The sequence below is a fragment of the Corallococcus sp. AB030 genome, assembly GCF_003668965.1.
Taxonomy (GTDB): domain Bacteria; phylum Myxococcota; class Myxococcia; order Myxococcales; family Myxococcaceae; genus Corallococcus; species Corallococcus exiguus.
Genome location: NZ_RAWQ01000252.1, coordinates 1 through 13039, shown reverse-complemented (window position 1 = coordinate 13039; position 13039 = coordinate 1). Strand labels below are relative to the sequence as shown.

Sequence of the window (13039 nt, the reverse complement as noted above, 5' to 3'; positions counted from 1 at the left end):
TGTCCGACCTGGGCAGCCACCCCTCCCCGCCCCCCATCCTGGTGGTGCAGCACATCGCGCTGGGCTTCGGCTCCGGCCTGGCCACGTGGTTGGGCACGGCCACGAAGCTGCGCGTGAAGGTGGCCGAGGACGGCGAGCCCCTCGTCTCCGGCACGGTGTACCTGGCACCGGATGACAAGCACCTGGGCGTCACCCAGGACCAGCGCGCGCAGGTGTCCGGCGCCGCGCCCATCCAGGGCTTCCGCCCGTCCGCCAACTGGCTCTTCCGCACCGTGGCCCGCGCCTACGGGCAGACGGCCCTGGCGGTGGTGCTCACCGGCATGGGCCAGGACGGCCTGGACGGCATCCGGGACCTGCACCAGGCGGGCGGGCGGGTGATCGCCCAGGACGAGGCGACGTCCGTGGTCTACGGCATGCCCGCAGTGGTGGTGGGCGCCAACCTGGCGCACGAGGTCCTGCCGCTCGGGCAGATTGCCCGCCGGCTGCTGGCACTGCTCCAGCCTGGGGGTCGGCTCAGCTGAAGTGTTGGTTGAGTGAAATTCATACGCCGGAGTTGGCGGGCGGAATGGCGGGCCTGGAACGGAGTGTCAATATCGGGTCCAATCCGGGCACCCCCTCGCCCCTTCTCCCCGATGAGCGCTTTGACAATCGGTCTGGCCTACGAAGCGGTGTTCGCCGCCATCCCCGACCCTGCCTACCTGCTGGATGGCACGGGCCGGCTGGTGTCGTGTAGCGCGGCGGGCGCCCGGGCGCTCGGCCGTGAGGCAGGCGCGCTGTCGGGCCGGCACTGGAGTGAGCTGGGGCTGCCGCAGGAGGCACTGACCGCGCTGGAGTCCGCGCGCGTCCGCGTGGTGACGCTGCGCGAGTCCACCACCGTGGAGGCGCCGTGGCCGGGCGCGCAGGGCATCCGCCGGCACGCGCTGGTGCTCACGCCGCTGGGCACGGACGCGGATGCGTCCCCGGTCGTGCTGGTGACGGCGCGGGCGCTCACGGAAGCCGAAGCCGTCTATTCGCGCGCGCTGGAGCTGGAGCAGGCCGCGCGCGCGGAGGTGGAGACCGCCGAGCGCCGCCGGTCCTTCCTGTATCAGGCGATGACGACGCTGTTCACGCACCCGCCGGATCCGCAGGGCATGTACACGCTGCTCGCGCACCTGGCGGTGCCGGACCTGGCGGACTGGTGCCTGGTGGACGCGCTGGAACAGGGCCCGTGGGTGGGCCGCGCGGCGGTGGCGTGCCTGGACCCGACGCAGCAGGAGCGCGCCCGGGGCCTGCCCATGCGCACGGAGGTTCGCGACGACGCGCCGGTGGGCCTGTTGCGCGTGCTGCGCACGGGCGAGCCGGAGCTGGTGCCCGCGGTGACGGAGTCGCTCTTGCGCGCGGCGGCGGCGGAGCCCGCGCACCCGGCGATGCTGGAGGCGTTGCAGGCGCGCTCGTACATGATCATCCCGCTGCGCGCGCGCGGCCACACGCTGGGCGCGGTGACGTTCGTGAGCTCCGGCTCCGGGCGCCGCTACGGCCCGGACGACCTGGCGCTGGCGGAGGACCTCTGCCTGCGCGCGAGCCTGGCCATCGACAACGCGCGTCTGGTGGGTGAGTCCCGCCGGGCGGCGCGCGCTCGCGAGGACCTGCTCGCGGTGGTGTCACACGACCTGAAGAACCCGCTGGGCGTGGTGCAGCTGGGCGCGGCGCTGCTCCTGCGCGGCACGGCGGGCAAGCCGGGCGGCGAGGCGGTGGCGAAGCAGGCCACGCGCATCAACGACGCGGCGGAGCGCATGTCGCGGCTCATCAGCGACCTGTTGGACTGGGGCCGCCTGGAGGCGGGCCACCTGCCGCTGGAGCTGGGCGAGCACACCGCCGTGGCGCTGGCCACGGAGGCGCTGGAGGCCATCCGGCCGCTGGCGGAGGCCAAGGGGCTGCACCTGGAGGCGGACCTGCCCACGGAGGGCCTGCGCGTGAAGTGCGACCGCAGCCGCGTGCTCCAGGTGATGGGCAACCTGCTGGGCAACGCCGTGAAGTTCACCCCGCCGGGCGGCACGCTGGCGGTGAAGGCGGTGATGCGCGGCGGCGAGGTGTCCTTCGACGTGCGCGACACGGGCAACGGCATCACGCCGGACGCGCTGCCGCACATCTTCGACCGCTACTGGCAGGCGCGCGACGCGGCTGCCCGCGGCACCGGCCTGGGGCTGGCCATCGCCAAGGGCCTGGTGGAGGCGCACGGCGGCTCCATCCGCGCGGAGAGCATCCTGGGCACCGGCAGCGTCTTCAACTTCACGCTTCCCGTGGCGCACGTGGGCATGCCCGTCGCCGCCCCGCAGGCCGCGGCCTCCGGTGGCATGTCGCGTCCGCGCGACACCTACGAGCACTGAGTCAGCGCCCCTTCCTCCGCGCGGGCGGGGTGAGCACCTGGCGCGCGTGCTCCAGGAAGGCGCGCAGCGCGGGTGACACCTGCGCTCGGCTGGGGAAGTAGAGGAAGAGGCCCGGCACGGACGCGGCGTACTCCTCCAGCACGCGGCGCAGCGTGCCCGCCTTCAGCTGCCTCTCCACCTGGGACTCCAGCACGTACGCCAGGCCCAGGCCGGCCTCCGCCAGCCCCAGCCAGACGCGCTCGTCGTTGGTGGTGACGGCGCCGCGCACCGGCAGCCGCCACGTGCGCGAGCCCTTCTCCAGATCCCACGGCAGCAGCGCGCCGGTGTTGGACGAGCGATAGGTGAAGCAGTCGTGCTGGAGCAGGTCCTTCGGCTTCACCGGCGTGCCGTGGCGCTCCAGGTACTCCGGAGTGCCCACCACGACGAAGCGGAACGGGGGCGCGATGCGCACCGCCACCATGTCCCGCTCCAGGTACTCCTCCAGCCGGATGCCCGCGTCGAAGCCCTCCGCGACGATGTCCGCCTTGCGGTTCTCCACCACCAGGTCCAGCTCCACCTGGGGATGGCGCTCGCGGAACGAGGCCAGCAGCGGCGTGAGCACGAAGGGCAGCGCGGTGGACGGCAGCGTCAAGCGCAGCGCACCCGTCAGCGTCCCAGGTTGCGAGGACGCTTCCTTGAGCGCACCGAGCGCCTGTGCCACGCCCGGTCCCGCTTGTTCCACCAGCCGCCGCCCCGCCGCTGTCACCGCCACGCTGCGCGTCGTGCGCGACAACAGCGGCACGCCCAGCCGCTCCTCCAACTGGCGCACCGTGTGGCTCAGCGCGGAGGCCGACACGCCCAACTCCGCCGCCGCGGCCGCGAAGCTTCGGTGCCGGGCGACAGCGAGGAACTGGTGCAACGCATTGAGCGGAGTGAGAGCCATTTCTGAGCTTTCTTCAGGAGTCCATCCAGATTCCAGACCTACTCCCGGAAGCGCCCATTTCCTATCCCTTGTCCTGTCTCGCGAAAGCAGCACCCTTCCCTAGCGCGAGCAGGAGTCCTCCCATGGCATCCCCCACCCTGCCCCTGTCCGGCCGCATCGCCGTCATCACCGGCGCCTCCAGTGGCATCGGCGCCGCCACCGCCCTTCGCCTCGCACGGGACGGCGCGAGCGTCGCCCTGCTCGCGCGCAGCAAGGAGCGGCTGGACGCGCTCGCCTCCACCATCACGCAAGGGGGTGGCCGGGCGCTCGCCCTGGGCACCGACGTGCTGGACGCGCGGTCCGTGAAGGAGGCCGCGAAGGCCATCGCGGGCGAGCTGGGCGTCGCGGACCTGGTCCTCAACAACGCCGGCCTCATGCGGCCCACGCCCATGGAGGCGCACCCCACGGAGGACTGGGAACAGATGATCGACTTGAACGTGAAGGCCAGCGTGCGCGTCGTGGAGACCTTCGTGGAGCCGCTGCTGGCGGCGGCGAAGGCGGGCGGGCGCTCGGACCTCATCAACGTGTCGTCCGTGGCCGCGCAGGCGGTGTACCCGAACTTCAACGTCTACGGCGCCACCAAGGCCGCCGTCACCCACCTGTCCCGTCACCTGCGCGCGGAGCTGGGCCCCCGCTTCGTCCGGGTGATGGCCCTGGAGCCGGGGCTGGTGGACACCGCGCTGCACGACGGCAACACCGACCCGGGCGCGCGAGCCTGGCTGGAGGGCGCTCGGAAGTCGCTCACCTGGATGTCGCCGGAGGAGGTCGCGGGCATCATCGCCTTCGCCACCGCCCTGCCGCGGCACATCAACTTCCAGCAGCTCACCCTCATGCCCACCCAGCAGGCCTGAGCCGCTCCCCACGCCTGTTGCCGAGGTGGCCTTCAGCGTGCCATGCAGGCGCCTTATGTCCTTCCTGCATCAGGCGCTGGTGTTCCTGGCCGCCGCGGTCGTCGCCGTGCCCCTCTTCAAGAAGCTGGGGCTGGGCTCCGTGCTGGGCTACCTGGCGGCGGGCGCGGCCATCGGGCCGTATGGCGCGGGCCTCATCTCCGACGTGGAGAACGTCCTCCACACCGCCGAGCTGGGCGTGGTGCTGCTGCTGTTCGTGATTGGCCTGGAGCTGCAGCCGTCGCGCCTGTGGAACCTGCGCCGCTCCGTGTTCGGCATGGGCGGCGCGCAGGTGGTGCTGACGGGCCTGCTGCTCGCGGGCGTGTCGAAGGCGCTGGGCCTGTCCTGGAACGCGGCCATCGTCGCGGGCTTCGGCCTGTCGCTGTCCTCCACCGCGTTCGCGCTCCAGCTGCTCGGGGAGAAGAACCAGCTCACCGCCGAGCACGGTCAGCTGGCCTTCGGCATCCTCCTGTTCCAGGACCTGGCCGTCATCCCACTCCTGGCCGCGCTGCCGCTCCTGGGCCGGTCCGACACGCCGTCCACGGAGCCCGGGTGGCTGATGGCCGTGAAGGCCGTGGGTGCGGTGCTCGTGGTGGTGGTGGCGGGCCGACACCTGCTGCGGCCGGTGTTCCGCGCGGTGGCGTCCGTACACAGCCAGGAGCTGTTCACCGCGACGGCACTGCTCGTCGTCGTGGGCACCGCGACGCTGGTCAGCGCGGTGGGCCTGTCCATGCCGATGGGCGCGTTCCTCGCGGGCGTGCTGCTGTCGGAGTCCGAGTACCGCCACGAGCTGGAGGCGGACATCGAGCCCTTCAAGGGCCTCTTGCTGGGCCTGTTCTTCATCGCCGTGGGCATGTCCTTGAACCTGGCGCTGCTCGCGCGCGAGTCCCTGCGCGTGCTGGCGCTGGTGCTGGGCCTCACCTTCCTCAAGGCGCTGGTGCTGTACGGGCTGGGTCGGGTGGGGCTGAAGAAGCCGGGCTCCGCGGAGAGCCTGGCGGTGGTGATTTCGCAGGGCGGTGAGTTCGCCTTCGTCCTCTTCTCCCTGGCCGTGTCCTTCCACGTGATGGAGCGCGAGCAGGCGGACCTGCTGGTGCTGGTGGTGGGCCTGTCCATGGTGGTGACGCCGTTCCTGTCCGCCATCCACGAGCGCTGGGTGGCGCCGCGATTCAAGAACAAGGGCCCTCAGCGCGAATACGACGTGTCCCCGGAAGAGGACCACCCGGTCATCATCGCGGGCATGGGGCGCGTGGGTCAGGTGGTGGCCCGCCTGCTGCGCGCGCGCCGCATCGGGTTCACCGCCATCGACGCGAGCGCGGAGCACATCGACTTCATCCAGCGCTTCGGCAACCAGGTGTTCTACGGCGACGCGTCCCGGTTGGATTTGCTGCGCGCCGCCCGCGCGGAGAAGGCCAAGGTGTTCGTGCTGGCCATCGACGACATGGCCGCGTCCCTGCGCACCGCGCAGATGGTGAAGGAGCACTTCCCGCACCTGACCATCTACGCCCGGGCGCGCAACCGCGAGCACGCGTACCGGCTGCTGGACATGGGCGTCACCCATCTCATCCGTGAGACGTTCGACGCGAGCCTCACCATGGCCGGCGACGTGCTCCAGGAGATGGGCCTCACCTTCGCGGAGGCCCGCCGGTCCGTGGAGCGCTTCCGCGAGCACGACGAGGCCCTGATGCTGGAGAGCGCCAAGGTCTTCAAGGACGAGAAGAAATTCATGGAGGTCATCGTCCGCGCGCGCCGCGAGCTGGAGCTGTTGTTCGAGAAGGACGAAGCCGAGCAGAAGTCGGTCTGAGGGGGGACGCACGACCAATGAGCGCCGATACCGCTGGCCACTCGAAGTCCTCCCGCCTCTACCTCTGGGTGCTGGCCGCCATCTTCGCGGGGGGCCTGCTGGGCCACTTCGCGCCGTCCACGGCGGTGAAGCTCAAGCCCTTGGGCGACGCGTTCATCGCGCTGGTGAAGATGCTCATCTCCCCGGTCATCTTCCTGACCGTGGTGCTGGGCGTGGCCAACGTGGCGGACATGAAGAAGGTCGGCCGGGTGGGCGGCAAGGCGCTGCTCTACTTCGAGGTCATCTCCACGTTCGCGCTCATCATCGGCGCGGTGGTGGTGACGGTGCTCAAGCCCGGCTCCGGCTTCAACGTGGACCCACGCACGCTGGACGCGAGCGCCGTGGCCCGCTTCGCCCAGCAGGCGCACGACCAGTCCACCTCGGGTTTCCTGCTGCACATCATCCCGCGCACCTTCGTGGACGCCTTCACCGGCGAGGGCGACCTGCTCCAGGTGCTGCTCCTGGCGCTGCTGTTCGGCTTCTCGCTCACGGCCATTGGCGCGACGGCGAAGCCCGTGGTCGTCCTCTTCGAGGCGCTCTCCAAGGCCTTCTTCCACATGATTGGCACGGTGATGAAGCTGGCGCCCATTGGCGCGGGCGCGTCCATGGCCTTCACCCTGGGCGCCTACGGCGTCACCAGCCTGGGCCCGCTGTTGCGCCTGATGGGGTGCTTCTATCTGGCGTGCGTGCTCTTCGTCGTGTGCGTACTGGGGCTCGTCGCTCGGGTGACGGGCTTCTCCATCCTGAAGTTCCTGCGCTACATCCGCGCGGAGCTGTTCCTGGTGCTGGGCACGTCGTCGTCCGAGTCCGCGCTGGTGCCGCTGATGCAGAAGCTGGAGCGGCTGGGCTGCTCCAAGTCCGTGGTGGGACTGGTGGTGCCCAGCGGCTACTCGTTCAACCTGGACGGCACCAACATCTACCTCACCATGGCGGCGCTGTTCGTGGCCCAGGCGCTCAACGTGGACCTCACGTTCACGCAGACGGCCACGCTGCTGGGCGTGGCGATGCTCACGTCCAAGGGCGCGTCCGGCGTGACGGGCGCGGGATTCATCACCCTGGCCGCCACGCTGGCGGTGGTGCCGTCCGTGCCGGTGGCGGGGCTGGCGCTCATCCTGGGCATCGACCGGTTCATGAGCGAGGCGCGCGCGCTCACCAACTTCATTGGCAACGGCGTGGCCAGCATCGTCGTGTCCCGCTGGGAGAACGAGCTGGACCGCGAACGGCTGCACGCGGAGCTCAACGGCGTATCCACTCCCGAGGCGCCGCCCGCCGACGCAGGAACGACTGCCTGATCAGGGGTGCGCCACCGCGTCGCGCACCGCCTCTTTCAGCACGTCCAGGTCCACCGGCTTGTCCAACAACTGCCGGGCGCCCAGCCGCAGTGCCTCCGCGTGCGTCTCCTCGTCGGCGAAGGCGCTGAGCAGCAGCACCGGGCACGCGATGCCCTGCGCGCGCAACCTCCCGAGCGCCTCCAGGCCGGTGCGCCCCGGCATGCGCACGTCGCTGACGATGAGGTCCGGCGGAGCGAGCGTCCCACCGTGGCCCTGCATCATCGCCACGTAGTCACCCAGCTCGAAGCCGTCCTCAACCTCCACCACCGTGTAGCCCGCGCGCGCCAACGTGCGCACGAGCATCGCGCGCATCGCGTCGTCGTCCTCGGCCACCAGGATGCGCGGGGCGTGCGTTGCTTCTCCTTGCGAAGGTGCGTTCGTCATTTGATTGCGGAGGAGCATGGCGCATGCCACGTGCGTCGCCCCATGCCTTCAGGGGCCGTGGATCCGTCGTGCCGCGTGAGTCTCCGGGGCATCCTGCCCCCGTCGGGGCAATGTGCCCCAGGCATGCATGGACATCCTGCCCAGCGTTGGCAGCGCCTCACTCGGTGGCGCGCGTTGGCATGGCCAATGCTCTAGCTCCAGTCAGCCCCGCACCCCACACCCCAATTCACACCTCGCGGGCATGACACGGAGTCTCTCCATGAAGCGCACTTCCGCCCTGGTCCTCGGTCTGTCCCTGTCCCTCGCCTCGGGCGCCTTCGCCGCCGAGGCCAAGCCCGCCAAGAGCGCGCCCGCCGCCCAGGCGAAGGCCGGCGCCAAGGCGAAGAAGGCGAAGCAGGGCACCTCCCAGAAGGCCCCCGCCGCCCCGGCTGAAGGCTCGAGCAGCAACTAGCCACGGACTGTCGTGACGCAGCACCCGCGGTACTCGTAGCGTACCTCCCCGGTCCGTGTGTTCCTTCCCCCTCACGCACGAACCGGGGGTTGCCTCTTCCGTGAAGCTCGCTCGCAAATTCACCCTGGCCCTCGTGCTGCTCGCCGTCGCGGTGATGGCCGGGCTCCAGGCGTTCCAGGTCAACCGGGAGCTCGCCCGGTCGGAAATCGACACGCAGCACGACCACCGCCTGCTCGGTCACACGCTGGCCGGCTCCATTGGCAAGGCGTGGCAGCTGGCGGGTGAGTCCGAAGCGCTCACGCTCCTCAACCAGGCCAACCGCTTCCAGGAGCAGGTGCGGCTGCGCTGGGTGTGGCTGGACGGTGGACCGGGCTCCGGCTTCGCGCCGGCGCTGCCCCCCGCCCTGCTGCTCAGCCTGCGCGCGGGCAACGACGGCTGGTTGATGGACGAGTCCACCAGCCCGGGCGTGCTGCGCTCGTACACGCCGGTGTTCCTGGGGCGGCGCATGGGCGCCATTGAAATCACCGAGTCCATGTCCGAACAGGAGATGCACGTGCGCACCACCGTGGTGGGCACCGTCATCGCCACGGCGGCGCTCTCCCTCTTCTTCCTCCTGGCCGCCATGGCCATGGGCCGCAAGCTGGTGGGCCAGCCCGTGGAGCAGTTGGTGCATCTGGCGGGACGGATTGGCGAGGGCGACCTCACCGCGCGCGTGCCCCTGCGGCGCGAGCGCGGCGACGAACTGACGACGCTGGCGGTGGCCATGAACCGGATGGGTGAACAACTGGAGGAGACGCGGGCCCGGCTGGCCACGGAGACGGCGGCGCGCCTGCGCACGGTGGAGCACCTGCGGCACGCGGATCGGCTCACCACGGTGGGCAAGCTCGCGTCCGGCGTGGCGCACGAGTTGGGCACGCCGCTCAACGTCGTCATGGGCCGCGCGAAGATGGTCTCCTCCGGCGAGGCGGAGGGCGACGAGGTGAACGAGTGCGCACGCATCATCTTCCAGCAGGCCCAGCACATGACCGGCATCATCCGGCAGCTGCTGGACTTCGCCCGGCGCCGCACGCCCTCCCGCGCGCCGGAGGACTTGTCCCTGCTGGCGGAGCGCACGCTGTCGCTGCTCAAGCCCATGGCCACCAAGCGCAGCGTGACGCTGTCCCAGGAGGTGCCCCCGGGCTTCACCGTGGAGGTGGACTCGGGGCAGTTCCAGCAGGTGCTCACCAACCTGGTGATGAACGGCCTCCACGCGATGAACCGGCCCGGCACCTTGCGCGTGCGCTCGCAGGTGCTGCGCTCCACGCCGCCCGCGGACGTGGGCGGCCCGGAGCAGGACTGGGTGCGGCTGGACGTGGAGGACGAGGGCTCGGGCATTCCCGCGGACGTGCTGCCCCACGTCTTCGAGCCCTTCTTCACCACCAAGGACGTGGGCGAGGGAACGGGGCTCGGGTTGTCCGTCTCCTATGGGATGGTGCGCGACCACGGCGGCTGGATTGACGTGAAAAGCGAGCCGGGCCGTGGGAGTTGTTTCTCCATCTACCTGCCGCCAGGGAAGGACGCATGCCAGGCCGCATCCTGATTGTCGAAGACGAGCGCGAGATGCGCGCCATGGTGGAGAAGGGCCTCCAGCGCCGGGGCTTCCAGCCCGTGGCCGTGGCCGCCGCGGACGAGGCGCTCCAGAAGCTTGCCGCCGAGGACTTCGACACCGTCCTCACCGACCTGCGCATGCCCGGCATGGACGGCCTGGCGCTGTGCGAGCGCATCGTGCTCAACCGGCCGGACATCCCCGTGGTCGTGGTGACCGCCTTCGGCAGCCTGGAGACGGCCGTGGCCGCCATCCGCGCGGGCGCCTACGACTTCATCACCAAGCCCATCGACCTGGACGCCCTGGTGCTGGTGCTGGAGCGCGCCGTACAGCACCGCGCCCTGCGCGCGGAGGTGCGCCGGCTGCGCCAGGCCCTGGACCAACGCCAGGACGACGGCGCGCTCGTGGGAGAGAGCCCCGCGCTCAAGCAGGCGTACGCGCTCATCGACCGGGTGGCGGACGTGGACGCCACGGTGCTGATTACGGGTGAGAGCGGCACGGGCAAGGAGGTGGCCGCGCGCGCCCTCCACGCGCGGGGCCGGCGCAAGGAGGGGCCCTTCGTGGCCATCAACTGCGCGGCCATGCCGGAGCAGCTTTTGGAGAGCGAGCTGTTCGGCCACGCCAAGGGCGCCTTCACCGACGCGAAGGCCTCGCGCACGGGCCTGTTCGTGAAGGCGAATGGGGGAACGCTGTTCCTGGATGAAGTGGGCGAGCTGCCCATGACGCTCCAGCCGAAGCTCCTGCGCGCATTGCAGGAGCGCGTGGTGCGCCCGGTGGGCGGGGACACGGAGACGCCCTTCGACGCGCGCATCGTCGCGGCGACCAACCGCGACCTGGAGCTGGCGGTGGAGGAGAACCGCTTCCGCGAGGACCTCTACTACCGGCTCAACGTCATTGGCCTGGAGCTGCCCCCGCTGCGCGCGCGCGGCAACGACGTGCTGCTCTTGTCGCAGCGCTTCGTGGAGCAGTTCGCGACCCGCACGGGCAAGAAGGTGGTGGGCCTGTCCCCCGCGGCGGCGCAGCGCCTGCTGGCCTACGGGTGGCCGGGCAACGTGCGTGAGTTGCAGAACTGCATCGAGCGCGCCGTGGCGCTCACGTCCTTCGAACAGCTCACGGTGGATGACCTGCCGGAGCGCATCCGCAACTACAGCACGCCGCGCGTGGTGCCGGAGAACACGGACCCGTCGGAGCTGGTGACGCTGGAGGAGCTGGAGCGCCGCTACATCCACCGCGTGCTGGAGGCGGTGGGCGGCAGCCGCACGCTCGCCGCCCGCATCCTGGGCGTGGACCGCAAGACGCTCTACCGGAAGCTGGAGCGCGGAGACACCGAGCCTCGGGAGGCCAAGGAGCCTCGTGAGCCCAGGAAGCCCTGAGCCGGGGAGGCACGGGGCACGCCTCCCCCCGGGTGACGTCCACCCCCCTTTTTCCCAGCACCTGGGAGCCCCTGGACCATCCGCTCCGGCCAAAACCCTCCGCCATGGGCGCAAGTCACGTCATCCCTCGGGGCGGGCCCCCGCTTTGCCTCGCGCGGGGTATGGTTCCAGGAGGATGCGTTCCGTTCCCGTCCAGAGCCGTGTCTTCTGTCGCGTGGTGGACCTCGCGCGCAAAGCAGGCGACAGGAATGTCACTGACCCGTTTCCTCCAAGAGGTTTCTCCCTACCCTCGGAAATCCACGAGTCCGCGTTTCGCGTAACAGGCAGTCAGGACGCCCGCCGCTGTCCTGGTCCCGTGTTCCGGCATTGAAGCCGGGCACGCTCCGCCGCACTGCTGTGTTTCCCACCTGAAGGAACCCGCTCCCCGTACCCCGACGACCCACCGATGGCCCAAGCTCCTGCCCGCCCGCGTTCCCGTCCTTCCGCCCCGTCCCCGACGGAGGCCTCTGGCCCGGGTCTGCAAACGCTGCTGGAGGCGCTGCCAGAGGCCTTCCTCGGTGTGGACGCGGGCTGGCGCATCACCTGGCTGAGCCGGCGCATGCGCGAGCTGCTGGGGCCCCGCGTCCAGCCGGGCGATGACGTGCGCAAGAAGGTGGCGGACGTGCTGGGCTTGAGCCAGCACCTGCGCCTGGACGTGCCCGCCACCGAGCAGCCCTCCTCCGAGCCCTACGAGCACCGCTGGCACGAAGGCGGCTTCTGCTTCGAGGTGAGCACCCGCCCCGTGGACGGCGGCCTGCTGGTGCACTGCCGCGACATCTCCCGCGAGGTCCAGGCCCGCCACGAGTTGCAGCGCGTGGGCCAGCTCTTCCAGGCGGTGATGGAGGGCACCACCGACGCCATCTACATCAAGGACATGGATGGCACCTACCAGGTCATCAACTCGGCGGGCGCGCGCGCCGTGGGCCGCGACACCGTGGCCGAGGTGCGCGGGCGCACCGACGCGGAGCTCTTCCCGCCCGACGAGGCCCGCATCAACGTGAAGCACGACCGGGACGTGCTCAAGGCGGGCCACCCCCTCACCTACGAGGATTCGCATCAGTCCCCCAGCGGGGACATCCGCGTGTGGCAGTCCACCAAGGGCCCGCTGCGCGACCCGGAAGGGAACGTGTTCGGCCTGTTCGGCATCAGCCGCGACATCACCCAGCGCAAGTGGGCGGAAGAAGAGGTGCTCCGGCACACCGAGTTCCAGGAACACTTGATGGGCATCATCAGCCACGACATCCGCAGCCCGCTCGGCGCCATCATGAACTGGTCGCGCGTGCTCGCCGCCGGTGGGCCCGCGGAGGAGACGGCGCGCACCAGCCAGCGCATCGCCACCGCGGCGGTCCGCATCGAACGGCTGACGCGCCTGCTGCTGGACTTCACCCGCGCCCGGCTGGTGGGCGGCGTGGTGATTGAGCCGCGCGGCACGGACACGCAGGAGCTGCTGGCCAAGGTGGCTCACGAGTTCCGCGTGGCCTTCCCGAAGCGCGACATCGTCGTGGACCACAAGGGCAACACGCAGGGGCACTGGGACCCGGACCGCCTGGCGCAGGTGGTGTCCAACCTGGTGGAGAACGCCCTCAAGTACAGCCCGGCGGACGCGCCCGTGCTGCTGTCCACTCGCGGCCTGCGCAACAAGGTGGTGGTGACGGTCCACAACCAGGGCCGCCCCATTCCGGAAGCCACCCTGCCCCACCTCTTCGAGCCCTTCCGCCAGGGCCCGCAGCAGACGCGCACGCTGAAGATGAGCTACGGCCTGGGGCTCTACATCGTGCGCGAAATCGTGCACGCCCACGGCGGCACCATCGAGGTCACCTCC

General features: G+C 70.7%; 11 protein-coding genes. 9 read left to right on the top strand and 2 right to left on the bottom strand.

Annotated elements, in window-relative coordinates; translation table 11 throughout:
* Both D7Y15_RS38295 and D7Y15_RS38290 read left to right on the top strand, forming a co-directional pair.
* Positions 1-521 (top strand): CheB methylesterase domain-containing protein (locus tag D7Y15_RS38295; RefSeq protein ID WP_148712972.1); only part of this gene is annotated, 521 nt, incomplete at its 5' end.
* A 111-nt stretch (positions 522-632) separates the two neighbouring features.
* Positions 633-2366 carry an ATP-binding protein gene (locus tag D7Y15_RS38290; protein WP_120577178.1) on the top strand — a complete coding sequence of 578 codons (1734 nt, stop codon included), beginning with the start codon at positions 633-635 and terminating at the stop codon, positions 2364-2366.
* A 1-nt stretch (position 2367) separates the two neighbouring features.
* Here the strand turns inward: D7Y15_RS38290 and D7Y15_RS38285 are convergent, their stop codons facing one another.
* Positions 2368-3288 (bottom strand): LysR family transcriptional regulator, encoded by a 921-nt coding sequence (locus D7Y15_RS38285; protein WP_121755655.1) that lies wholly within the window; start codon positions 3286-3288, stop codon positions 2368-2370.
* A 122-nt stretch (positions 3289-3410) separates the two neighbouring features.
* On the opposite strand from D7Y15_RS38285, the gene D7Y15_RS38280 reads away from it, so the two are divergent.
* From D7Y15_RS38280 to D7Y15_RS38270, 3 genes are read left to right on the top strand one after another with little or no spacing between them, the layout of a single operon-like run.
* Positions 3411-4178: an SDR family oxidoreductase gene (locus D7Y15_RS38280; RefSeq protein ID WP_120577176.1), complete on the top strand. Its 768-nt coding sequence runs from the start codon at positions 3411-3413 to the stop codon at positions 4176-4178.
* 55 nt (positions 4179-4233) lie between these two features.
* Positions 4234-6015 carry a monovalent cation:proton antiporter-2 (CPA2) family protein gene (locus D7Y15_RS38275; protein WP_120577175.1) on the top strand — a complete coding sequence of 594 codons (1782 nt, stop codon included), beginning with the start codon at positions 4234-4236 and terminating at the stop codon, positions 6013-6015.
* A gap of 17 nt (positions 6016-6032) precedes the next feature.
* Positions 6033-7346, top strand: coding sequence for a dicarboxylate/amino acid:cation symporter (locus tag D7Y15_RS38270; protein ID WP_121755654.1), 1314 nt, complete (start codon positions 6033-6035; stop codon positions 7344-7346).
* On the opposite strand, the gene D7Y15_RS38265 is transcribed toward D7Y15_RS38270, so the two are convergent.
* Positions 7347-7769: a response regulator gene (locus tag D7Y15_RS38265; protein ID WP_233597015.1), complete on the bottom strand. Its 423-nt coding sequence runs from the start codon at positions 7767-7769 to the stop codon at positions 7347-7349. It lies immediately after the preceding gene.
* Positions 7770-8028: 259 nt separating this feature from the next.
* Here D7Y15_RS38265 and D7Y15_RS38260 point away from each other — a divergent pair, with 259 nt between their 5' ends.
* The 4 genes from D7Y15_RS38260 to D7Y15_RS38245 all read left to right on the top strand — a co-directional run.
* Entirely contained in the window at positions 8029-8220 is a 192-nt protein-coding gene (locus D7Y15_RS38260; RefSeq protein ID WP_120577172.1) for a hypothetical protein, read from the top strand.
* A gap of 100 nt (positions 8221-8320) precedes the next feature.
* On the top strand, positions 8321-9799 hold the full coding sequence (locus tag D7Y15_RS38255) for a sensor histidine kinase (RefSeq protein WP_120577171.1): 1479 nt from the start codon (positions 8321-8323) through the stop codon (positions 9797-9799).
* Positions 9781-11178 carry a sigma-54 dependent transcriptional regulator gene (locus D7Y15_RS38250; RefSeq protein ID WP_120577170.1) on the top strand — a complete coding sequence of 466 codons (1398 nt, stop codon included), beginning with the start codon at positions 9781-9783 and terminating at the stop codon, positions 11176-11178. The genes D7Y15_RS38255 and D7Y15_RS38250 overlap by 19 nt, the downstream gene beginning before the upstream one ends.
* Positions 11179-11623: 445 nt before the next feature.
* Positions 11624-13039, top strand: a 1416-nt coding sequence (locus tag D7Y15_RS38245; RefSeq protein ID WP_121755656.1) for a PAS domain-containing protein, incomplete at its 3' end; no start/stop codon positions are given.

What these genes read in the sequence shown, in the direction of transcription:
- D7Y15_RS38290 (WP_120577178.1), top strand. Translation starts at nt 633, where the DNA reads ATGAGCGCTTTGACAATCGGTCTGGCCTACGAAGCGGTGTTCGCCGCC.
- D7Y15_RS38285 (WP_121755655.1), bottom strand. Translation starts at nt 3,288, where the DNA reads ATGGCTCTCACTCCGCTCAATGCGTTGCACCAGTTCCTCGCTGTCGCC.
- D7Y15_RS38280 (WP_120577176.1), top strand. Translation starts at nt 3,411, where the DNA reads ATGGCATCCCCCACCCTGCCCCTGTCCGGCCGCATCGCCGTCATCACC.
- D7Y15_RS38275 (WP_120577175.1), top strand. Translation starts at nt 4,234, where the DNA reads ATGTCCTTCCTGCATCAGGCGCTGGTGTTCCTGGCCGCCGCGGTCGTC.
- D7Y15_RS38270 (WP_121755654.1), top strand. Translation starts at nt 6,033, where the DNA reads ATGAGCGCCGATACCGCTGGCCACTCGAAGTCCTCCCGCCTCTACCTC.
- D7Y15_RS38265 (WP_233597015.1), bottom strand. Translation starts at nt 7,769, where the DNA reads ATGACGAACGCACCTTCGCAAGGAGAAGCAACGCACGCCCCGCGCATC.
- D7Y15_RS38260 (WP_120577172.1), top strand. Translation starts at nt 8,029, where the DNA reads ATGAAGCGCACTTCCGCCCTGGTCCTCGGTCTGTCCCTGTCCCTCGCC.
- D7Y15_RS38250 (WP_120577170.1), top strand. Translation starts at nt 9,781, where the DNA reads ATGCCAGGCCGCATCCTGATTGTCGAAGACGAGCGCGAGATGCGCGCC.